Raw genomic sequence first — 19,891 nt, 5'->3', positions numbered from 1 at the left:
CGGGGCGTAGCTCAGCGCAGAGCGCCCCGGCCGGCCGCCGCACCCTCGGCGGATCAGTCGAGGGCGGCGCCAAGCGCCGTCGTGAGGCCTCGTTCGCACGCTCCTGGTCCGTCAGCCCGGTCCACGAAATCCGCGACGAGGGCGAGCGCATACGTCAACGCCCGCCGCTCACTGTCGGGGACCCGGCCCGCCTGATCGCGCCACGCCACTGGATCGCGCCCTTCGAGGGCCGCGGTCACCACCTGGCGCACCATCGACAGGTCGCCGGGCTCCACGTCGTACCGGGCCAACTTGGTCATCAGCGTCTCGGTGAACGACGTGTGGAACTGCTCAACCTCAGAGCCGTCAGCGTCAACGATCAGCGCGGTCAGCGCGCCGCCGAGCAGGAACACTGTGCCCCGCGCCAACTCGCCCTCGCCGTAGAGAACCGTCGCCGCCGCGATCCGGGACGCGAACGCGGCGCGGGCCGCCGGGCCGCCTTCCGACCGTAGCGCGCTCGCCTGGTCCCACGCCGCCTTTACCGCACCGATCTGAACTCGGGAACCGCGCATCGTCATGCGCGTGAGGATAACCGCGCCCCCAGGCCAGCAGGGACCAAACCTCTACTTCCGGCCGGGCACCGAGAGGTGCTCGGCCGTTTGCCGTGCCCGGAACCGGCCGCCTGGCGCGGCCCCCGGCGCGCGGCCCGCCCCATCACGGCCCGCCAGGCGCGGGCCCACCGTTCCGCAACGCCCCGGGAGGGCATCATGCGCAACACCCTGCACCCCCGCCGCCGCACCATCGGCGCGGCCAGCCTCACCGGCCCGGCGCCCGGCACGCCCGGCTGGGCCCACCCCTACACCGTCACCCCGTGGTCGCCCGTGCTGTACGGGGACGGCGGCGACGGAGGAGGAGACGGCGGCGACCCCGGCAACGGCGATACCGGCGGTACTGGCGGAGGCGACGGCGGCGACCCGCCCAAGCCCCCGGCCTCCGGCGGCGCCGCGGGCGGCACGGGCGAGACCCCCGAGAAGGTCATCGCCCGCCTGGAAAAGCAGCTCGCCGACGCCCGCCAGGACGCCGCCAAGGCCCGCACCAACGCCAAGCAGCAGGCCGCCGACACGGCCGTGAAGGACCTGACGGCCAAGCTGCTCACCGCACTCGGGCACACACCGGAAGGCGACAAGCCCCCCACCCCCGAGCAGCTCATGGAGCAGCTCAAAGAGAAGGACAGCGCCGCCGCCAAAGCTGCCGCCGACGCCGCGGCCTCCCGGCTCGAAGCCCTCGTGTTGCGCACGGCGCTCGCCGAGCGGATCGACGGCGACCGGCTCTTGGACAGCCGGAAGTTCCTCGCCGCTGTCGAGGGCCTCGACGCCTCCGACCCGGCCAAGCACCGCGAGGCGATCGTCAAGGCCATCAAGGACGCGGCCCAGGCCGACGCGTCGCTCACCCTCGCCCCGGCCCCGCCCGCCTCTGGCGGCGACCTCACCGGCGGCACCGGAACCGGCGGCCGACAGCGCCCCGGCGGCGGCCTCGCCGGAGCCATCCGCGCCCACTACGGCGCTTCTTAACCCCCGTGTAGACAGGAGAACCAGCCATGCCCGTGACGCTCGCTCAGGCGGCACTCAACACTCAGACCGACCTCGACTTTGCGGTCATCGACAACCTCCGCCGGTACGGCTGGCTCCTCGACCAGATCGCGTGGGACAACACCGTCACACCCGGTACCGGCGGCAGCACCCTCACCTACGGCTACACCCGCCTCCTCGCCGCGCGGACGGCCGGCTTCCGCGCGATCAACAGCGAGTACGTCCCGGCCGAGGCGACCCGTGAGCGCAAGACCGTGGACCTCAAGCCCATGGGCGGCAGCTTCCAGGTGGACCGGACGCTCGCCAAGCTCGGGCCCGCCGCGACGAACGAGGTCTCCTTCCAGATCCAACAACTCCTCGCGGCCACCCGGAACAAGTTCCAGCAGGAGCTGATCAACGGCGACACCGCCGTGGACGCCAACGGCTGGGACGGCCTCGACAAGATCCTGACCGGCCAGTCCACCGAGTACCTGCCCGCGTCCAACGGCGTCGCGCCCGGCTACCTCGACTGGACGGCCGGGGCCATCAACACGCAGCCGCTCGCGATGGCCGCGCTGGACCGGCTTGACGACTGGCTGTCGCGCATCGTGCCCTCCACCACGGGCGGCGGCGACCAGGGCGAGCCCGGCGCGCTGCCGCCCGGCGTCAAGGCCATCGTCGGGAACACCACGTCCATCACACGCGTGCGGGCGCTCGCACGGTGGGCGGGCATGTACACCGCCACCAAGGACGACATCGGGCGCGAGGTCGAGATGTACGGACAGTGGTTCCTCGTGGACGCGGGCGACACCGCGACCGGCGCCGGCCCGATCGTCCCCATCGAGACCCGGGACGCGGACGGCGCCGGCGCGGGCGGCAACATCACCGGCCTCACCGACCTCTACGCCGTCTCCTTCGGGCTGGACGCGCTCCACGGCGCCGCCGTCGCGGGCCAGGACCTCGTGCAGACCTTCATGCCGGACTTCAACCTTCCCGGCGCGGTGAAGCTCGGCGAGGTGGAGATGGGCCCGTGCGCCCTGGTCGTGAAGAACACCCGCTCGTGCGGCGTGCTCCGCAACGTCAAGGTCTCGGGGTGATCTGATGCGCTACCGGATCACGACCCCCGGTGACCCGCTGTACTGCGGCATGGTCGCGACCGTCCGCATTCTCAACGGTGAGGGCATCGCCAACGACGAGGTGGAGACGGACGCGCGGGCGCTGGCCTACTTCCGGCGCCGCCCCGAGACGTACAGCGTCGAACCGGTGGAGGAGCCGCGCAGGTCTTCGGCCCGGGGCGGCAAGGCCCGCCCGCCGCGGAGCGGCGAGGAGGTGATGGCGGATGGCACGGACAGCGATTAACGCCACGGCGGTGGGCGCGGCCGGTGTGCTGCTGCCCGATGTCGCCGCCGCGGCGGAGCTGACAGACGGCAACTCGTTCGTGTGGGCCCCGAACCGGCGCCTGTACGTGTCGAACGGCGACAGCACCGCGCTGACGGTGACCGTGCAGACCCCGGGCACGGCCGGCACGCTCGGCCTCGCCATCGCGGACGCCCCGTTCACCGTGGCGGCCGGCAAGGCGAGGCTTCTGCCCAAGCTGGGCCCGGAGTTCCGCCGCCCGGACGGCACGGTGTGGCTCGACTACACCGGCGCCGACGCTTCCGTGACCGTGGCGGTACTCGACCTGTAGGGGGTGGCCCAGTGGCACGTGTCTACGCCACCCCCGGCGACTACGAGGCGTACACCGGCAGCCCCGCGCCCGAAGGCGCCCTTGTGCTGCTCGCCCGCGCAACCGGCATGCTGGAGGCGCGCGTTCTGCGACTGTGCCGTTACGAGACGGACGGGGACGGCATGCCCACCCACCCTGCCGTGCTCGCCGCAGTCCGGGACGCGGTGTGCGCTCAGGTCCAGTGGTGGGACGAGATCGGGGACAGCACGGGCGCGGCGGGCGCAGGCTGGGGCACGGTCGCCCTGGGGTCGGCCCGGCTGGGTCGCTCTGCGGGTGGGCGCAGCGGCGGCGACGCGGACGTGTCCGGCGCTGCCTCCGCCGCCCGCGAGATCGCCCCGCAGGCGTGGGACGCGTTCCGCTCCCCGGACCTGACGCCGGACCTGTTCCGGCTCGGGGCGGTGATCGCGTGCTGATCCCCGGGTGGATGCTGCGCCGCACCGTCACCGTGGAGACCTACCTCGGCGCCTCCGCCTACGGCCCTCGCTACGCGGACCCCGTGCAGGTGCGGTGCCTGCTGGAGTCCAAGACGCGCACGGTGCGGGACCGCGCGGGCCGGGAGGTGGTGTCCGCCGCCACGTTCTACGCCCGGCCCGGGGCGGCCGACTGCCGGCCGGAGTCCCGCGTCACCTTGCCGGACGGTCGCGTCACGACCGTGATTCAGCAGCACGAGCACAACGGCGGCGGCCTCGCCACCCCCGACCACCTTGAAGTGCACCTGATCTGAAAGGAGGTGGTCGTTGTGCCGCAGTACACCCGATTTGAGTGGGAGGGGCGCAGGCTGTGGACCGGGCGGGGGAAGCGCGCCGCCGCGCTGGGCATGCGGCGCGCGCTGGAGCACCTGCTTGCCGAGTCCCGCAAGCTGGTGCCGCTGGACGAAGGCACCCTGGAGCGGTCGTCCCGCGTCGTCATGGACGATGACGGCCTGGAGGGCACCGTTGTCTACGACACCCCCTACGCCGTTGTGCAGCACGAAGACCTGACCTACAAGCACTTGCCCGGCCGCCAGGCCAAGTACCTGGAGCAGCCCAGCGCGACGGAGCGTCCGGTGATGCTGGAGCTGATGAGGGCCGAGGTCCGGCGGAGGTGGCTGCGCGGTGGCTGATCTCCTCGACGGGCTCGCCCGGTACCTGCACAGCCTCGGCCTGGTCACCTACGACACGACCGGCACGACCGGGGACCTGTTCATCGGCACCATGCCGCCGGAGCCTGACGCCGCGGTGGCGCTGACCCGCTATGGCGGCGAACGCCCCGACCCCCGGCTGCCGTACGACGAGCCGCGCGTGCAGGTGCGGGTGCGGGGCGGGCCCGACCCGCGGGTGTCCGAGGCCCGCGCGTACGCGATCTACGACGCGCTGCACGGCCTCAGCTCGGTCACCCTGCCGGACGGCACATACCTGGTGACGTGCGAGGCGTTGCAGACCCCGGCCGCGATGGGCCGTGACGAGTCCGGCCGACACGAGCACGTCACGAACTATGAGCTCACGGTGCTCGCGCCCACCACGCACCGCCCCTGACCACCCCGTTCCCCCCTCAAGCCCGCCGCTGCGGACAGCGCGCGCGGACCCCCAGTCATGCCCGCAAGGAGGCGCCCCATGTCCACCCCCGTCCAGTACAACGCGCGCGATGTGCAGTTCGAGATCGAGGACCCCGACACCGACACGTGGGTGCCGATCGACGGCATCAACACTTTCTCGCCCAGTCACGGGGGCGAGACGGCCGACACCACGCTGTTCGGCTCTCAGGGCGAGGAGGAGTCGCAGAAGATGTCCAAGAACCGCACGATCGCGCTCGGCGGGCGGAGGCTGATGGACCTCACCACGGGCGCGCTCGACCCCGGTCAGGCCGTAGTTGAGAAGATGGACGGCCGCCTGGGGAACGAGTCGCTGACGCGGTTCCGGTTCGCCCACAAGGACGTACCCGTCTGGACCGTGTGGACAGCGCATTTCCAGCTCGGCGACAGTGGCGGCGGCGGCAACAATGACCTGGTGTCCTGGAACGTCACCGTGACCCGCTCCGGCGCGACGACGACGGCGGCCAAGGCATGAGCCCGGCGAAGAGGTCCGCCGCCCCGGAGGGCGAGGAGTCGTGGGAGGACTTCAAGGCGGCCGTGCTGGCGCCTGTCCGGACACAGGTGATCGAGGGCGTGCGGGTGGTCATCCCGCGTGGGCTGCCCCTGAATTTCATGGATCGCCTCAACGCCCTTTCGTCCAGCGAGGACGAGAGGGACGTTCACGAGCTGGTCGGCCGCCTGTTCGGAGAGGGCGTCCTACAGCAGTGGATCGACGTGGGCCTGACCGCGATCCAGTTCAACACTCTCCTCGTCTGGGGTATCGCGCAAGCCAACGGGGTCGAGATGTCATTCCGCGAGGCGTACGCCGCCGTCCTCGCCAAGGACGGCGAGGAGGGAAAAGCGGAGGCGACGGCGGCGAACCGGGCGACGAGGAGAGCCGCTACGCGATCGCAGTCCGCCGCTGGTGGTGGGCGCTCGAAGCCGATTTCCGCCGCGAGTACGGCATCCCGGCGCAGGACATCGGGGACCTGACGCAGCGCGAGTTCAACAACCTCCTGATGGGCCTCTCCGCCAACAGCACGTTCCTTCGGGTCGCGGGCGACTTCCTGCGCGTGGTCGATGACCCGGATCAGGTGAAAGCCGCGCTCCCCACCTAGCGGGGGCGCCCCAACCACAGCACGGCGGGGGGTGGTCGGGGTGGCTCTGACCATCGGCAGTCTGGTCGCGATCCTGCGGGCGGACCCCGAACCGCTGCATCGCGGCCTCACGGATGCCGAGCTGCGGATGAGGGGATTCACCCGGGACGTAGATGGCCGCCTCCGCACGCTGGACGGGCGGTTCGCGTCCACCTCCGCGCTCGCCTCCGCGGGGCTGCTGCGCGTCGCGGGCGACGGCGACCGGGTAGGGCTGTCGCTCGGTCGGCTCGCCTCCATGGCCGGAGGGCTCGCGGGCTTGGCCGCCGCCGCGGCGCCCATCGCCGCCAAGTTCGGCGCGGCCGTGCCCTTGGCCGCCGCGCTGGTCGCCACCCTGGCCAACGTTACGCCCGCCGCCGCGGTCGCGGTCCCGGCCGTCCTCGGCCTCGCCTCGGCCGTGGCCGCGGTCAAGCTCGCCACGTCGGGCGTGTCGGACGCGATCAGCGCCGCGTTCTCGGCGTCGAACGCGGCCGAACTGGAAGAGGCACTCAAGGGCCTGTCGCCCAACGCCCGCTCATTCGTGCTCGCCCTGCGCGACATGAAGGGGCCTCTGTCCGACCTCAAGTCGGCTGTTCAGGACCGGTTTTTCGACGGCCTGGACGACGTGATGACGCGGGTTGCCCGCACCACCGGGCCGGCGATCCGTGACAGCCTGCTCGCCTCCGCCGACTCGCTCAATGCCATGGCCCGCGGCGCGGGTGAGGCTGCGGCCGAGCTGGGCGAGAACGGCACGTTGGGCCGCGCGCTGGACGGCGGCAACGACGCGTTGCGCGAGATGGAGGGTATTCCGGGCCTGGTCGTGACCGCGCTGGGGCAGCTCGGCGCGGCGGCAGCGCCAGCGCTGAGGCGGCTTACGGGTGGCGTCGCCGAGGGTACCGCCGCGCTGGGCGACCGGATCACCGGCGTGTTCGAGTCCGGTGGCATGCAAGCAGCGATCGAACACGCGCTCGACATCCTCGGTCAGATGGCGGACATCGGCGGCAACGTCGCCTCGACAATCCGCTCCATCTTCTCCGCTGCCCAGATGGAGGGCGGCGGCATGCTCGGCGTGCTCCAGGAGGTGTCGGCGGCGCTCGCCGACGCGTTCGCCTCCCCCGAGGTGCAGTCCGCACTGCGCGCCCTGTTCGGCACCATGCAGTCGCTCGCGGTGGAGGCGGCGCCGCTGCTCATGGCCGCGCTGTCCGCCATCGCGCCCGTGCTGACGACGCTCGGCCCGCCCGTGCAGCGGCTGATCGCCGACCTCGCGGACGGGCTGAGGCCCGTCCTTGAGGAGCTGGGCGAGGGCGGCGTCATGGAGGCCCTCGCTGGCGCCATCGGCCTGCTCATCGACGGCATATCGCCTATGCTGCCGATCGTCGGCGAGCTGATCGCGCTCCTCGGCCCGCCTCTGGCCCTGGTGTTCGAGGGGGTCGGGCAGATGATCGCCGACCTGTCACCGAGGGTGCAGGATCTCGTGACGCAGCTCGCCGGGGACGAGGGCCTGAAGCCGGTGCTGGAGCTGCTGCCGCAGGTCGTCACGCCGCTGATGGACATCCTGATCGCCCTCATCCCGATCCTTGAACCGGTGATCGCGCTCGCCGGGGCGCTGGCCAGCGTGCTTTCCGAGAACCTGGTGCGCTCCTTGGAGGAGTTCGTGATTCCGGCGCTGGAGGCGGTCGCCGCGCTCCTCCAGGGCGACTGGGACACGGCGCTGGAACGCGGGAAGGCCGCCGCGGCCGGCTTCGTCACCTCCACCGTGGCCAACTTCGCGGAGCTGCCGGGGCGCGCGGCGTCGGCCGTGGCGAGCCTGGGCGACAGGCTCTGGGACAAGATGTGGTCGGCGGGCGGCCGGATGCTGGAGGCCGCGCAGCAGATGGGCGGCGAGCTGGCGGCCTGGTTCGGCGCGCTGCCGGGCGTCATCGTCGGCAAACTCGGCGACCTCGGCGGGCTCTTGGTCGAGGCGGGCCGGGACGCCGTGCGGGGCCTGATCAGCGGCGTGCGCGCCATGATCCCCGACCTCGGCAGCGTGATCGGCGGCATCGCCGACACGATCGTCGGCGGACTCGCCGGCGCCCTCGATATCCACTCGCCGTCCCGCGTGATGCGGGACAAGATCGGAAAATGGATTCCGGCGGGTCTGATCGAGGGTATCCAAAAGGGCGCGCCCGCGCTGAAGACGTCGCTGGAGCAGCTGTCGGGCATGATCGCGGACGCGGTCGAAGTCAGCCCGAAGTCGCAGCGGGGCGGCCTGCGCGAGCTGGCCGCCGATGTCGCGCGCGACAACAGGCGGCTGCTGGCCCTGGCGGTGGACCGTGACCGCACGGCCGACCGGCTCGCCGCGGCAGAGAAGAAGCTCGGCGACCTGCGCAAGGCGGCGACTGGCCTGCGCGACCAGATCGCCGGGCGGATCGCCGACGAGTCGGACATCACCGAGTCCCGCACCGTCGAGTCGCTCACGGCTCGGCTTCAGCGCTCCGTGCAGAGCACGGCCGCGTTCGCCGCGGACCTGGCGACGCTGCGGAAGAGCGGGCTGCGCGCGGATCTGCTGGAGGACATCGCGGGGGCGGGCGTGGACGGCGGCGCGGCGACCGCGCGTGCCCTGGCTGCTGCCACCCCGGCGCAGATCAAGCAGATCAACGCGTTGCAACAGCAGCTTGTCACGTCGGCGGATCGGGCCGGGGCCTCGGTCTCCAAGAGCATGTACGGGGCGGGGGTGGCTGCCGCTGAAGGAGTCGTCGCCGGGCTGAAGTCGCAGGAGAAGCAGATCGAGCGGCAGATGGAGCGCCTTGCTGAGTCCATGGTGAAGGCGATCCGCAAGGCCCCCGGCATCAAAAGCCCGTCCACGGTGATGCGCGAGAGCGTCGGGCGGCACATCCCGGCCGGCATCGTCGCAGGCATCGCGGCCGGGGCGCCCGCTGTGGAACGGGCCATGCGCGGCCTGGTGCGCGTCCCGGACATGCCCGGGGTGATGCAGCTCGGCGACGGCCGCGGGTTCGCCCCCGCAGCCGTGCCGCAGGCCGTCGATCAGAGCACCACCTACCACATCTACCCGCAGCGCGCCGAGTTCCGCGTGTCCGATCTGGACGCGCTGACAAGGCGCGTCGAGGCGCGGCAGCGCGTAGGGAGGGCCGGTTAGTGCCCATCGTCGTCACGCTGCCGTACGCGCCGCCACCGCCGCCCCAGCCCCCGGTTGACCTGCCGGAGCTGGGGTCGGCGGTGGTCACCTACTACGACCCGACCGGGGCGGCGTGGCCGCTCAGCCACCGGCCGAGCGGCTGGTTCCTGAAGGCCGAGGGCACGTCGGGGCTCGGCGCGGCGCCGGCCACGGTGACGACGGACCCGCACCCGCGCGGAGGCGTGCGGGTGCGGCACGTTCAGCCGGATGCCCGCCACATCATCCTCCCCATCCATGTGTGGGGGCGGAGCCACCACGAGTTCGTGGTGAGGTGGCGGGCGTGGGGCACGGCGCTGACCCGGACCACGCGCCGCGGCCCGGACGGGCGGCCCGTCTCGCCCGGGGTGCTGGAGATCGCCCGCCCGTCCGGCGACCGCCGCCGCATCGCCGTCGTGTACGAGGGCGGTTGGGATGGGCTCGGTCGCGCGCACTCCGGCCGTATCTGGGATGTCGGCACGCCGCAGCTCCTCGCCGAGGACCCGTACTGGTACAACCCGGTACCGGTCACCGACCACCGCGAGGCCGCCGCCCCGCAGGATTTCCTCGTGCCGTACCCGACGATCACGTCCGGACAGATCCTCGGCGCCACCGTGCTGACCAATCCGGGCGACGTGATCGCGTGGCCGCAGTGGACCATCACCGGCCCCGCGAGCTTGGTGACGTTCACCAACGCAACGACGGGCGAGGCGTTCAGCCTCGACCCGGCGAAGGTCGGCGGGACGCTCGCAGCGGGCGAGACCGTGACTATTTCCACGGACCCGCCGCGCGTCCGCAAGGGCCCGGCCAACTGGATCGGCGCCCTCAACTGGCCGGACGCCGTGCTGTGGGGGCTCGAACCGGGCCCCAACGAGGTGACTTTCGCGCTCGCAGGGTCCGGGCCGACCAGCCGCGTCGATGTGACGTACTACCCGCGCTATCAGACCGCCTGAACGCGGACTTCGGGGGGGGTGACCGGTGTCTATCACCCTCATGACCACCGGCCCGAACCTCGCGTTCGACGCCGACCCGCTGGACGGCTGGCGGGAGCTGGACTGCGTACAGCGGCTCAATCAGGTCGGCACGGGCGAGGTTGACCTACCGGCCACGCCGGAGGTGTTCGCGCAGCTCCAGCCGGGCCGCCGCATGGTCATCATCCGCGACGGCGCCGTGTGGATGTCCGGACCGCTGGAACAGCCCGTGGAGTACGACTGGGAGACCGCATCGGCCGGCCGGGTGCGCGCGGTGTGGGCCGACGACTTCGCGCGGCTGACCGGGTACATCACCTACCCGAACCCCGCGCTCGCCCCGTCGTCCGTGAGCCAGCCGGAGTACCGCACCTACACCGCGACGAACGCGGAGCTGATCATGCGGGATCTGGTGAATACGCAGTGCGGGCCCGGGGCGCGCACGGAACGGCGTATCCCCGGGCTCGCGCTCGGCGCGCTGGCCGGGGTCGGCACCGCCCGGACGTGGCGTACCAGGTGGCAGCCGCTCGGCGACGCGCTGCGCGAAGTCGCTACGTTCGACGGGCTCGCGTTCCGCGTGCGGCAGTCCGGCACGACATTGCTGTTCGAGGTATACGCCCCGGCCGACCGCACCAAGGTGGCCCGGTTCTCCGAGGCTCTGGGCAACCTGCGCTCCGTCAGCTACCAGCGGCAGGCACCGACCGTCACCACGGCCATCGTCGCCGGGGAGGGCGAGGGCGTTGACCGCGTGGTGGTCTCTGTGACCGACGCGGCGACCGAGACCGAGTGGTACCGCGTCGAGCGCTTCGTGGACCAGTCGGCGCCGGACGACGCAGAGGGCGAGCTGACGCAGGCCGGGCAGGCCGCCACGGCCGAAGGCGCCCAGACCGTCTCCGTTGCCACCGAAACCGTAGACACCCCCGACCTGCGCGCGGGCCGCGACTACCAGCTCGGCGACCTGGTGACCCTCGCCCTTCCCGGCGGGGTCGAGGTGGCCGAGGTGGTGCGCGAAATCCGCCTCACCGCCTCGGCAGACGGCGGCGAGCAGGTCACCTCCGTCATCGGCTCCCAAACTGCAACGTCCGAGCACGCGAGCGTGCGCATGATCCGCGAGCTGCAATCACGGCTCGCCCGACTACAGGCGAGGTGACGATGGCCCAGGCGAGCTGGCCGAACGCGGCCCACAATTCCCGCGCGGTCACGGACCGCGAGTACGAGCTGCTGTGCGCGCTGGAGACTGGGGACGGTGTGTACGGCGACCCCACCGAAAGCGCCGTCGTCGCGGCCGGCGTCGGGCTGGCCGTGGACGTGCGCGCGGGCGTGTTCGCGCACGTGCGGGGGCACGTGTGGACGTCCGGGGGCACCGCGCTGACCCTGCCGATCGGCGCCAATGCTTCCGGCATGACCCGGATTGATCGCGTGGTACTGCGGATGTCGCGCACCACATGGCAGGTGACGGCCGAAGTTATCGCTGGCACCCCCGGCGCCCCGGCGCCTGCACTGACTCGGGACCCGGGGTCCACCGGGGTGTGGGAGGTGCCCCTCGCATTGGTCACCGTCCTCAACGGGTCGGGGTCGGTTGTGGTCGTCCGGGAGGAACAGTACGTTGGCGGCCGGGTGCGGCCGTGCCGCTCGTCCGCCCGCCCGCTCAATCCGGGCCGCGGCGATATCGCATTCGAGGTGGACACCGGGCGGTGGATCGGCTGGAACGGCTCGGCGTGGGTGGTGCTGTACGAGTACAGCGGTGTCGTCGTCGCCACGTCCAGCGTGTCTGGCTGGTCGGCCGAGGCTGAGACCACGGTGGAGCGCGCGGGCGGCAGTGTGCATCTGCGGCTGGGGACGTGCGAGCGTACCGGCGGGGCGACCAGCGCGGAGACCCGCCTGCCGGTGAACATCCCCACCGAGTACCTGCACCCGTCGCGGGATCAGTTCGGCACCGTGTACCTGTCCGGGACGCAGGTCGCCCGCGTCACCGTCTACCGCCGTAGCCACGAGTCCCGCGCAGGGCAGGTGTGGGTGACGCAACACTCCGGCATCTCGACCGGTCAAAACATTCACGGAACGTCGATCAGTTGGGCGGTGGGGGCGTAATGGCGCGGCACCTGTACGGCGGGGTCGCCGAGTACGTCATCGCCAAGGGCACGGCGAATGCTGCCATCCTCCAGCCGGGTGCGACGGTCACGTGCTGGTCGGCGGAGTCCGGCGGCAGCCAGTACACGGACCTGCTGATGTCGGACGGTGTGACGCCGATCGCGGGCGGCGAGTTGGAGGCCGACGCCACCGGCGCTCTGCCGGAGTGGTACGGCCCTGATGGTGTGACGTCTCTGTGGCTGGACGCTTCGGGCGGGGAGGGCCCGCGGCGGCGGGCCGCGCCGACGAGCGCGGCTCAGACCGCTGTTGCCGTGGCCGCTGACCTGGCGACGCACGCCGGACAGCGCAACCCCCACGCCACGCGCTCTGTGGACCTGCCGGACCTGTATCAGCCCAGCGTGCAGGCCATGTTGGACGCGATGACCGCCGGGACCGTGATCCGAATCGCGCACCGAGGCTCCGGCCAGGAATTCCCGGAACACACACTCGTCGCTTACAAGTCGGCTCTCGCGGCCGGAGCGGAGTACATCGAAGTTTCCGTCAGACTCACGGCAGACGGCGTTCTGGTATGCCACCACGACGACGACCTGACGCGCATGACCGACTACACCGGCAGCATCGAGGCGTGGACGTATGCGGCTCTGCGGGAAAAGGTGAAGGTGCGTGCGCAGGGCCTGTTGGGGTCTGGGTGGGGCGACCAGGATATTCCCACGCTGAAGGAAGTCATGGACGCCCTGTACGGGAAGTGCGTGATCTTTCTCGAAGCGAAGTCGAATCGTTCTGCGCCCGCGCTTCAGAACTTCCTCACGCGCTTCTATCCAGGCGCCCAGAATTCCGTAGTGATCAAGCAGTACTACCAATCGAACATGCTGGACTGGGGCGCCGCGAACGGCTACAAGACGTGGGCCTACGTGGACGCGAACACGACAGAAGCGCAGCTCAACACCTACGACGGGTCGCGTGTCACCATGTGGGGCGTCCCCCACACGATGACCAACGCGCGAATCGTGGACGTCATCAACCGGGGCAAGCCCGTCATCTGCTGGGAAGTCCACCGACACGTGGACGTCGAACGCCTGACGAATCTCAAGCAGGATGTGGGCGGCGTTATCACCCCCTACGGGAAAAGCGTCTCGGGCCTGATGTGCTCCCGCTGGGTGTACCTCAACAAAACCCTGGCCCCCGGCGGATCGGTGGCGTTCTCCCCCGCCGTCTGCCCTCCCGGAATCCTCGGCCGTGACGGGTACAGCGAAACGCACGCTCCGCATTTCGAGAATGGGCGCGTTTACGTCAACGTCGTACCGAACAGGTCTCTACTCCTCGGGTATTGGCGGGCGCCCGCCGATTCCGGCTACACGATTTTCTGGGACATGGTTTGGCCCACTCTTCCGGGCGGGACGCTGCATTCCGGTATCGCAGTATGCCGGGCGTGGGACGACATTTACGAGTTCAACGGCACCAACCAGGACTCCGGCGTGGACGCCTCCCCCGGTGGGTATCACACCGTGTTCCGCTCGGACGGGAACATGCGCGTCAATAAGCACGTGAAGGGCTCCACGGGCGGCGTCACGATCGGCCCGGCCGGGGATACCGCGACCCCCGCGCCGGCCGCCGGACAGGTGCTCTCGTTCTCGCTTCAGGTCACCGCGACACAGCTCATACTCTCGCGGTTGGACGTCGGCCCGTACACCTACACGGCGACGGACTCGGCGTTTCGGGGCCGCTGGATCACCGCGTCAACGGGCTCGGTGTCCAGTCTCGCCGCGTCCCCGCGGTTCGGCCCCCCCTCGTTCACCACCCCTTGAACCGGCGGACGGCCACGGTGGCGGCGAGTGCACTCACACCGCCGCGCCGCCACCCAAGCCCGCAAGGACCGTGCCCCTGTCACTCGCCTGCGGCTTCACGGTGTCCGCGAAGAAGCACTTCTTCCACATCAAGGCCGTGCTCAGGGTGCTACGCGGCAGCACATACGTCCCTGTGGGAGTGGGGGCGATGAGCGCCATGCCTGCGACGGCCTCGTATCCGCGCGCAGAGAAGAACGGGACCGCCCCGGGCCGCGCCTCCGCGATCATCACGCGCGCCCCCTCCTCAATCAGGTACTTCTCGCATGCGGCGAGCAACGCGGACGCGGCACCGTGGCGGCGGTTCTCCGGCCGCACCGCCACGCCGTGCACGACGCCGATTTCCCGGTGCGCGGTCTGCCCGTCCGGGGCCAGAGCCAGCCCGCTGTAGGAGGAGCCGACGACCTCCATGCCCGCGAGCGCGACTTTGATCTTCTGCTTCGCGGACAGACCCGCCGCGCAGCTTTCCAGCCCCCCGGCGATGTAGGCGGGGTCCTGCCACGCCGCACCGCCCAGCAGCCCGAACGCGAGGGGCATCGTCGCGCAGATGCCGGGGATGTCCTCGTGGAGTGCGTCCCGGACCGTGATGACCGCCCGGCCGCCCGGCCGCCCGGCTTCTTCCTGTCCCGCTCCCATGCCGTTCCCTCTCCTGTTCGCCATGAACCCGTATGCGTGACCGCACCGTAGCGCACCGCACTGACATCCCGCCCCTGGCCGAGACCGTCCCAGGGGCCTCTTCTACCGCCTCGGAGGTGGCCTACGATGGCCGATCCCCTGTCCGCCGACGCCCTCGTGCGCGCCCTCAAGGCCGAGGGCGTTCGCGTGGTCGAGTACAAGTCGTGGCGCACGCACAACCGGAACCACAAGGGCCCCTGGGGTCCGGTGCACGGGGTGATGATCCATCACACCGTCACCACCGGCACCGACGCCACAGTCGAGCTGTGCTACGCGGGCCGCTCGGACCTGCCGGGGCCGCTGTGCCACGGCGTCATCGCCAAGGACGGCACCGTCCACCTCGTGGGCCACGGCCGCGCCAACCACGCCGGATCCGGTGACGGCGACGTGCTCGCCGCCGTCACCGCAGAGACATCCCTGCCCGCCGACAACGAGGCCGACACGGACGGCAACACCCACTTCTACGGGTTCGAGGCCATCAACCTCGGCGACGGCAAGGACCCGTGGCCGGCCGAGCAGGTCGAGGCCATCGTGCGCGCCTCCGCCGCCCTGTGCCGCGCGCACGGCTGGGGCAAGTCCGGCGACACCTCCGTCATCGGCCACGCCGAGTGGCAGCCGGGGAAGATCGACCCCCGCGGCCCCGGCATCACCATGAACGACGTCCGGCGCCGAGTCGCCGAGCGCCTCGACCACGCGGCGAGCTGGACGCCGACCACCCCCCATTCCGAGGAGGACACTGACATGCCCCTGAGTGACGCGGACGTGGACCGCATCGCCGCCGCCACCGCCCGCAAGGTGGCCCTGTACAAGGACACCCGCCTGGACAGCCGCGACGCCCGCCAGATGTGGGACGACGCCGCCTCCCCGCACCACACGTGGCAGTTCCGCCGCACGGCGGACGGCCCCGACGCATGGGGACTGCTGTCGGCTACCGCCGCCGAGGTGGGCGCGCTCCGGCAGGTCGTCGCCCAGCTCGCGGCCGGCGGCGGCCTGACCGCCGAGCAGATCGAGGCCGCCGCCGCCACCGGCGCCCGCACCGCGCTCGCCGAACTCGGCGCGCGCCTGACCGTCGAGGAGGGCTGAGCCATGCGGCACAGCACCAAGACCACCATCCGCACCGTGATCCAGTCCGTGACCGGCCTCGCGGCCGGCCTGCCGCTACTGCTGGAGGCGTCCGGCATCCCCGAGACTACGGCCGGCGTCGGCGTGGCCCTCACGGTCGCGGCAGCCGTCACACGCGTCATGGCCCTCCCCCTCGTTCAGGACCAACTCCGGAGGGTCGGCCTGGCCACGGACGACCCGCTGAGCGGTGGCGGGGGCGGCGAGTGAGCGGATCCGCGCCCGACGAGCCGCCCGCGGCGGTCGCCGTGGAACTGGAGCGGCTCCGGGCAGCGATCGAGGTGGGGTTCACCCGCACCGATGGGGCGCTGGCGCTGTTGATGCAACGGCACGACCAGGCGGAGGAGTACCGCCGGGAACACGCGGCCCGGCTGGACGGGCATGATGCCAGGCTCGATGCGCTGGAGCGGGGCGAGACGGACCGGCAGCGGTCGATAGCCGCGCGGCTCGCTGAGCTGGAACGGCGACAGTGGCCGCTGCCGTCGCTGGCCGCCCTCGTAGCCCTCGCCGGCCTCGCCCTCACCCTGTGGCAGCTCGCCACCCGCTGACTCTGCGCCCCCGTTCCGGCCGCGGCCGGAACGGGGGCGCTTTCGTCATGTCCGGGACTACCCCGCGAATCCCCGCGCCTGCGGGGACTATCCGCCGCCACCGTTGTTGAGCCAGAGCCGTTCGGGACCATCCCCGCGCGTGCGGGGAGCACTCTTGGCCGTCGTACGGGCCTTGGCGGCCTCGGCGACCATCCCCGCGCGTGCGGGGAGCACTCACCGGCCGGTACGGAGGCGCGATCAGTGGACCACCGCTCACAGGAGCGGGGCCAGGAGGATCCCAGTCTGGTTGACGGAGAAGCAGCAACGGAGACGATAGCGCACCCTGAGGCCGGCTGCCAATTCGTCATGCACCGGCCGACTGCTCCTCCCCGAGCGGCGTCACGATCGTGACGTGGTAGCGCGGCATCTCCAGTGGCAGAAGCGGATGGAAGAGGAGCGTCAGCGTCCTCTCGCCGAAGCGGTACTGCCCGGGGACCGGGGCGGCCGAAGGCACTTCGGTACCGTGACCGCGGTAGCGGTTCTCTTTCCGCCATAGCAGTCCCGCCGCCGGGTCTGCCTCGACCTCTGCCAGCAGCGGCAGAATCCGTTCGTCATCGACATGGGCCACGACGGCGTGACGTAGCGCCCGGACGAACCGGCGCGCGTCGCGCTCCCACTCATTCCCGGATACCTGCCGCGCCTCCGGCGAGAGGAGTACCCACCTGATCAAGTTCGCCCCAGGCTCACGCGCGTAGGGCCACAGTTCGGCGAATGGGTCGTTGACGGTCACGAAATCCCATGCCCGGTCGAGCAGTGCGGCCGGGAGTGTGAGGGCATCGATCAGCAGTCGCAGGTTGTTTAGGGCTTGCTCCTCGGTGTGCTCATCGTCCAGCGGCTCAATGTCCACGTGCCCGCCTCCTCGCTACCGGATGTGCGCACAAGACTATCCTGCACGAGTGACCAAACCACTACCCTTGGTGATCCACGATTTGCTCGGCCACGTGCTCGGCCACGTGGCCACGGCGATGCACGCCGAAGGCTGCACGCGCAACCAGATCACCGGCGTCGCGGCCCGGCTCACCGCCGCCTCCCACACGAGCCCCACCTGGGCCACGCCGAGCCCCGACCAGACAGCCCTGTGGAATCTGATCCTCGCAGAAGGCGGCCGGTGGGATCCGAAGCGCACACTGGAACTGGCCGGTCCACTGCTCGCGCGGCGGGACATCATCGGAGCTCGAAACAGCCTCCGCCACGCCGCGGAGGATCACCCCCGGGAGCTACTGCCGGTAGAGGGCAAACGCTGGACCTACGACCTGAAGGAGTGACGACACGCACACCCGCCGCCGGAGTCGACCGGTCACGCGTACGACCGCATGTACGCGGGCAGAGGGGCGCAGCGAGGGCAGACAGGCGCCTCGATCCCGGACGAGTCCGGCAGAATCTCGTACCCGCGCCCGCGCCGCCTGCACTCGGCGCACTCCTCTGCCGGGCGGCGCGGGGCCGCCTTCAATCGGCCGATGTAGACGGACGCTTCGGCGCGGGTGAGCCGCCGAACGGCGTCGGGTTCGGTAGGGCCGCGCTGCTCGGTGCCGGGGGCGACCTGCCGGGGTGTGGCTTCCTGTGGGGGCATCGGGATTCCCGGGTGAGTGCCCGCGCCGGCCCGGCGCGGGCACCCGTACGGAGGTCAGGCCCGGAGGCTGGCGACGAACGCGGCCCAGGCGGGCGCTGGGACGACGAGCGCGGGCCCGGCGGGCGCTTTGCTGTCGCGCACCGGGACAACGCCGGGTACCCCATCTGCCACCTCGACGCACTGCCCGCCGTTGCCGCTGTGCGTGCTCTTGCGCCACTGGACATGTGCCAGGTCGATCATCGGTACTCCTCTGCGATGGCGCGAATCATGCTGAGCGAATCATCGGGCGAGAGGGCGTGCGCCCGCAACCGCTCATGGGCATCCACCGCGGCGCGGACCGTGGCCGGGGTCTGCGACATGCGCCCGCCGAGCGGGCCGTCTGCCCACATCGTCGCTGGTGTGCGATCACCGTCCGCCTGCTTCAAGACGGTGAATGAGAGGATGTGCGCCGCCGTCGCCCCCGCGGTGAACGGGAGCACCTGAATATCCGTTCGGGGGTGGTCGGCAGCAGCCGCCAAGTGATCGAGCTGCTCGGCCATGGTGCGCCGACCGCCGACCGTGATCCTTAGACATGCTTCGTGGATCACGATCCAGATCGCGGGCTGCCCCCCGTCATGGCGCAGCGAATCCCGCCGGAGCATGCGCTTGGTCACCTTGTCCTCGATGTCTTCGGCAGACTCCCCCGGGTTGCCCGCCCGCAGGATGGCCCTCGCGTAGGCGGCGGTCTGCATGAAGCCGACGAGGCAGTTCACCGAGTAGTCAAGGATACGGTCCGCTTTCCGCTCCAGCCGTAGGTACGGCTTGAACCAACTCGGCGCCTCGACATCACTGATGCGTGCCCGCAGTCGGGCGAACAGGCCGTTTGTCTGTAGCACTTCGTCGCAGCGCGCGGCGAATTGCTCGGACGGTGGGATGACTCCGTTCTCGATCTTGCTTACGTAACTGATGTCGTATCCGGTACCGGCTGCGAGGGCACGTTGCGTCATGTTGCGTCCGTCGCGGACCGATCGGACCTCGATGCCGAAGTTCGCGAGAGGATTCAACGCCAGGTCCCCGTCTTGCTTCCCCCTCACCTGACCTGCCCTTCCATTGAATCGATCAGCCATTCGCGTTGAAAACTTCGAGTTCAATGTGGCAACTCTAGCGCCACCGCCGTTGAGTAGTAGTCGGCCGCGCACTGAACGTGCGGAGCCGCAGGGGGGGTTAGACCAGCCAACGACCGGCAGGTGATCCCGTGAGCACCCCGACACCCACAACACCGGCCGACGACACCCCGCCGACCGACGACACAACACCAACAGATGGCCGGCCGACCCTCGCCGAGCTGCACGCGCAATGGGAGCAGCTCGCCCCGGTCATCACCGACCATCTCCGCGAACTGGGGCACGAGGCATGACGACAGCAACAGCAGAACGGCCGGCGGCAGCGACCGAGCAGATACCGGGCCCCCTCCCGACCTGGCTGGACCTCAGCCCACGCCAGCTCGCGGGCCTCAACTGCGCCCTGTGCGGCGCCTGCATACCGCACGACGAGTTCACGCCCAGACAGATAGGCGAGACCACGCACCCCACGTGGGGCTACACGGTGGCCCTCGCCGCCTGTGCTGGCCTGTGCCGTCGCCGGCCGGGCCAGCACAGGCCCGACGGAGTCCGCCCGCGCCCGCTCAACCAACGCCCGTCGCCGACCCGGTAGATCCCCCTGCCGCGCCGACCGGCCGAGCTACTCGAATGGCTCCCCGGCGGCCCGCAGGGCGCCCCGCCTCCTCACCTGTCAACCGGGAGGCGGAAGGCGGCCCGCCCGCGGTACCCGGGCGGGCCGTGGGCCCCGACCGCGCCGCACTTGGTGCTGAGCGGTCGGGGCTGGACCTCAGCCCACGCCAGCTCGCGGGCCTCAACTGCGCCCTGTGCGGCGCCTGCATACCGCACGACGAGTTC

The 19,891-nt window shown here is 71.1% G+C and carries 25 protein-coding genes; 20 read left to right on the top strand and 5 right to left on the bottom strand.

Annotated features, from left to right (window positions below; translation table 11 throughout):
* Window positions 1-53 precede the first annotated feature (53 nt).
* On the bottom strand, window positions 54-557 hold the full coding sequence (locus tag ACSNOC_RS13230; protein ID WP_436747579.1) for a hypothetical protein: 504 nt from the start codon (window positions 555-557) through the stop codon (window positions 54-56).
* 189 nt (window positions 558-746) lie between these two features.
* Here ACSNOC_RS13230 and ACSNOC_RS13225 point away from each other — a divergent pair, with 189 nt between their 5' ends.
* From ACSNOC_RS13225 to ACSNOC_RS13155, 15 genes are all read left to right on the top strand, one after another.
* On the top strand, window positions 747-1,550 hold the full coding sequence (locus tag ACSNOC_RS13225; RefSeq protein WP_436747578.1) for a hypothetical protein: 804 nt from the start codon (window positions 747-749) through the stop codon (window positions 1,548-1,550).
* Between the two features lie 26 nt (window positions 1,551-1,576).
* Window positions 1,577-2,644: a major capsid protein gene (locus ACSNOC_RS13220; protein WP_436747577.1), complete on the top strand. Its 1,068-nt coding sequence runs from the start codon at window positions 1,577-1,579 to the stop codon at window positions 2,642-2,644.
* 4 nt (window positions 2,645-2,648) lie between these two features.
* Window positions 2,649-2,906: a hypothetical protein gene (locus ACSNOC_RS13215; protein WP_436747576.1), complete on the top strand. Its 258-nt coding sequence runs from the start codon at window positions 2,649-2,651 to the stop codon at window positions 2,904-2,906.
* On the top strand, window positions 2,887-3,234 hold the full coding sequence (locus ACSNOC_RS13210; RefSeq protein WP_436747575.1) for a hypothetical protein: 348 nt from the start codon (window positions 2,887-2,889) through the stop codon (window positions 3,232-3,234). The genes ACSNOC_RS13215 and ACSNOC_RS13210 overlap by 20 nt, the downstream gene beginning before the upstream one ends.
* 11 nt (window positions 3,235-3,245) lie before the next feature.
* Window positions 3,246-3,686: a hypothetical protein gene (locus ACSNOC_RS13205; RefSeq protein ID WP_436747574.1), complete on the top strand. Its 441-nt coding sequence runs from the start codon at window positions 3,246-3,248 to the stop codon at window positions 3,684-3,686.
* Complete coding sequence (locus ACSNOC_RS13200) at window positions 3,680-3,997, top strand: hypothetical protein (RefSeq protein ID WP_436747573.1); 318 nt, start codon at window positions 3,680-3,682, stop codon at window positions 3,995-3,997. The genes ACSNOC_RS13205 and ACSNOC_RS13200 overlap by 7 nt, the downstream gene beginning before the upstream one ends.
* Before the next feature lie 15 nt (window positions 3,998-4,012).
* Entirely contained in the window at window positions 4,013-4,375 is a 363-nt protein-coding gene (locus ACSNOC_RS13195; protein ID WP_436747572.1) for a minor capsid protein, read from the top strand.
* A complete protein-coding gene (locus tag ACSNOC_RS13190; RefSeq protein WP_436747571.1) occupies window positions 4,368-4,787 on the top strand; it encodes a minor capsid protein in 420 nt (139 codons plus the stop codon). The genes ACSNOC_RS13195 and ACSNOC_RS13190 overlap by 8 nt, the downstream gene beginning before the upstream one ends.
* Window positions 4,788-4,865: 78 nt before the next feature.
* The gene (locus ACSNOC_RS13185) at window positions 4,866-5,318 is read left to right on the top strand and encodes a phage tail tube protein (protein ID WP_436747570.1); all 453 of its coding nucleotides are present in this window, start codon (window positions 4,866-4,868) and stop codon (window positions 5,316-5,318) included.
* On the top strand, window positions 5,315-5,815 hold the full coding sequence (locus tag ACSNOC_RS13180) for a hypothetical protein (protein WP_436747569.1): 501 nt from the start codon (window positions 5,315-5,317) through the stop codon (window positions 5,813-5,815). Before ACSNOC_RS13185 ends, ACSNOC_RS13180 begins: the two co-directional genes overlap by 4 nt.
* A gap of 165 nt (window positions 5,816-5,980) precedes the next feature.
* On the top strand, window positions 5,981-9,091 hold the full coding sequence (locus ACSNOC_RS13175) for a phage tail protein (protein ID WP_436747568.1): 3,111 nt from the start codon (window positions 5,981-5,983) through the stop codon (window positions 9,089-9,091).
* A complete protein-coding gene (locus tag ACSNOC_RS13170; RefSeq protein WP_436747567.1) occupies window positions 9,091-10,059 on the top strand; it encodes a phage tail protein in 969 nt (322 codons plus the stop codon). The genes ACSNOC_RS13175 and ACSNOC_RS13170 overlap by 1 nt, the downstream gene beginning before the upstream one ends.
* Window positions 10,060-10,084: 25 nt before the next feature.
* Window positions 10,085-11,224: a siphovirus ReqiPepy6 Gp37-like family protein gene (locus tag ACSNOC_RS13165; protein WP_436747566.1), complete on the top strand. Its 1,140-nt coding sequence runs from the start codon at window positions 10,085-10,087 to the stop codon at window positions 11,222-11,224.
* A 2-nt stretch (window positions 11,225-11,226) separates the two neighbouring features.
* The gene (locus tag ACSNOC_RS13160) at window positions 11,227-12,165 is read left to right on the top strand and encodes a hypothetical protein (protein ID WP_436747565.1); all 939 of its coding nucleotides are present in this window, start codon (window positions 11,227-11,229) and stop codon (window positions 12,163-12,165) included.
* Complete coding sequence (locus tag ACSNOC_RS13155) at window positions 12,165-13,970, top strand: glycerophosphodiester phosphodiesterase (protein WP_436747564.1); 1,806 nt, start codon at window positions 12,165-12,167, stop codon at window positions 13,968-13,970. Before ACSNOC_RS13160 ends, ACSNOC_RS13155 begins: the two co-directional genes overlap by 1 nt.
* Window positions 13,971-14,003: 33 nt before the next feature.
* Here ACSNOC_RS13155 and ACSNOC_RS13150 read toward each other — a convergent pair whose 3' ends face one another.
* Window positions 14,004-14,642: a GNAT family N-acetyltransferase gene (locus ACSNOC_RS13150; protein WP_436747563.1), complete on the bottom strand. Its 639-nt coding sequence runs from the start codon at window positions 14,640-14,642 to the stop codon at window positions 14,004-14,006.
* Between the two features lie 126 nt (window positions 14,643-14,768).
* Here ACSNOC_RS13150 and ACSNOC_RS13145 point away from each other — a divergent pair, with 126 nt between their 5' ends.
* The 3 genes from ACSNOC_RS13145 to ACSNOC_RS13135 are packed head-to-tail and all read left to right on the top strand — an operon-like array spanning window position 14,769 to window position 16,348.
* Window positions 14,769-15,764 carry a peptidoglycan recognition protein family protein gene (locus tag ACSNOC_RS13145; protein ID WP_436747562.1) on the top strand — a complete coding sequence of 332 codons (996 nt, stop codon included), beginning with the start codon at window positions 14,769-14,771 and terminating at the stop codon, window positions 15,762-15,764.
* A 3-nt stretch (window positions 15,765-15,767) separates the two neighbouring features.
* Window positions 15,768-16,010, top strand: a complete 243-nt coding sequence (locus ACSNOC_RS13140) for a hypothetical protein (protein WP_436747561.1) — start codon at window positions 15,768-15,770, stop codon at window positions 16,008-16,010.
* Window positions 16,007-16,348 carry a hypothetical protein gene (locus tag ACSNOC_RS13135; protein ID WP_436747560.1) on the top strand — a complete coding sequence of 114 codons (342 nt, stop codon included), beginning with the start codon at window positions 16,007-16,009 and terminating at the stop codon, window positions 16,346-16,348. The genes ACSNOC_RS13140 and ACSNOC_RS13135 overlap by 4 nt, the downstream gene beginning before the upstream one ends.
* Window positions 16,349-16,691: 343 nt before the next feature.
* Here ACSNOC_RS13135 and ACSNOC_RS13130 read toward each other — a convergent pair whose 3' ends face one another.
* A complete protein-coding gene (locus tag ACSNOC_RS13130; RefSeq protein ID WP_436747559.1) occupies window positions 16,692-17,234 on the bottom strand; it encodes an MmyB family transcriptional regulator in 543 nt (180 codons plus the stop codon).
* Window positions 17,235-17,283: 49 nt separating this feature from the next.
* Between ACSNOC_RS13130 and ACSNOC_RS13125 the strand changes: the two genes are divergently transcribed.
* Window positions 17,284-17,652 carry a hypothetical protein gene (locus ACSNOC_RS13125; protein WP_436747558.1) on the top strand — a complete coding sequence of 123 codons (369 nt, stop codon included), beginning with the start codon at window positions 17,284-17,286 and terminating at the stop codon, window positions 17,650-17,652.
* Window positions 17,653-18,011: 359 nt separating this feature from the next.
* On the opposite strand, the gene ACSNOC_RS13120 is transcribed toward ACSNOC_RS13125, so the two are convergent.
* Both ACSNOC_RS13120 and ACSNOC_RS13115 read right to left on the bottom strand, forming a co-directional pair.
* Window positions 18,012-18,197, bottom strand: coding sequence for a DUF397 domain-containing protein (locus ACSNOC_RS13120; protein WP_436747557.1), 186 nt, complete (start codon window positions 18,195-18,197; stop codon window positions 18,012-18,014).
* Window positions 18,194-19,000 (bottom strand): helix-turn-helix domain-containing protein, encoded by an 807-nt coding sequence (locus ACSNOC_RS13115; RefSeq protein WP_436747556.1) that lies wholly within the window; start codon window positions 18,998-19,000, stop codon window positions 18,194-18,196. The genes ACSNOC_RS13120 and ACSNOC_RS13115 overlap by 4 nt, the downstream gene beginning before the upstream one ends.
* A gap of 191 nt (window positions 19,001-19,191) precedes the next feature.
* On the opposite strand from ACSNOC_RS13115, the gene ACSNOC_RS13110 reads away from it, so the two are divergent.
* Entirely contained in the window at window positions 19,192-19,353 is a 162-nt protein-coding gene (locus tag ACSNOC_RS13110; RefSeq protein WP_436747555.1) for a hypothetical protein, read from the top strand.
* Window positions 19,354-19,891 lie beyond the last annotated feature (538 nt).

Origin of the sequence: Streptomyces sp. URMC 129 (genome assembly GCF_051386415.1) — a bacterium.
Taxonomy (GTDB): domain Bacteria; phylum Actinomycetota; class Actinomycetes; order Streptomycetales; family Streptomycetaceae; genus Streptomyces.
This window is presented reverse-complemented; position numbering and strand designations above follow the sequence as displayed.

Excerpts from the sequence above, each read along its gene's own strand:
- ACSNOC_RS13180 (WP_436747569.1), top strand. The coding sequence starts at position 5,315 with ATGAGCCCGGCGAAGAGGTCCGCCGCCCCGGAGGGCGAGGAGTCGTGG.
- ACSNOC_RS13230 (WP_436747579.1), bottom strand. The coding sequence starts at position 557 with ATGACGATGCGCGGTTCCCGAGTTCAGATCGGTGCGGTAAAGGCGGCG.
- ACSNOC_RS13150 (WP_436747563.1), bottom strand. The coding sequence starts at position 14,642 with ATGGGAGCGGGACAGGAAGAAGCCGGGCGGCCGGGCGGCCGGGCGGTC.
- ACSNOC_RS13210 (WP_436747575.1), top strand. The coding sequence starts at position 2,887 with ATGGCACGGACAGCGATTAACGCCACGGCGGTGGGCGCGGCCGGTGTG.
- ACSNOC_RS13155 (WP_436747564.1), top strand. The coding sequence starts at position 12,165 with ATGGCGCGGCACCTGTACGGCGGGGTCGCCGAGTACGTCATCGCCAAG.
- ACSNOC_RS13145 (WP_436747562.1), top strand. The coding sequence starts at position 14,769 with ATGGCCGATCCCCTGTCCGCCGACGCCCTCGTGCGCGCCCTCAAGGCC.
- ACSNOC_RS13215 (WP_436747576.1), top strand. The coding sequence starts at position 2,649 with ATGCGCTACCGGATCACGACCCCCGGTGACCCGCTGTACTGCGGCATG.
- ACSNOC_RS13225 (WP_436747578.1), top strand. The coding sequence starts at position 747 with ATGCGCAACACCCTGCACCCCCGCCGCCGCACCATCGGCGCGGCCAGC.
- ACSNOC_RS13220 (WP_436747577.1), top strand. The coding sequence starts at position 1,577 with ATGCCCGTGACGCTCGCTCAGGCGGCACTCAACACTCAGACCGACCTC.
- ACSNOC_RS13185 (WP_436747570.1), top strand. The coding sequence starts at position 4,866 with ATGTCCACCCCCGTCCAGTACAACGCGCGCGATGTGCAGTTCGAGATC.
- ACSNOC_RS13160 (WP_436747565.1), top strand. The coding sequence starts at position 11,227 with ATGGCCCAGGCGAGCTGGCCGAACGCGGCCCACAATTCCCGCGCGGTC.
- ACSNOC_RS13120 (WP_436747557.1), bottom strand. The coding sequence starts at position 18,197 with ATGATCGACCTGGCACATGTCCAGTGGCGCAAGAGCACGCACAGCGGC.
- ACSNOC_RS13140 (WP_436747561.1), top strand. The coding sequence starts at position 15,768 with ATGCGGCACAGCACCAAGACCACCATCCGCACCGTGATCCAGTCCGTG.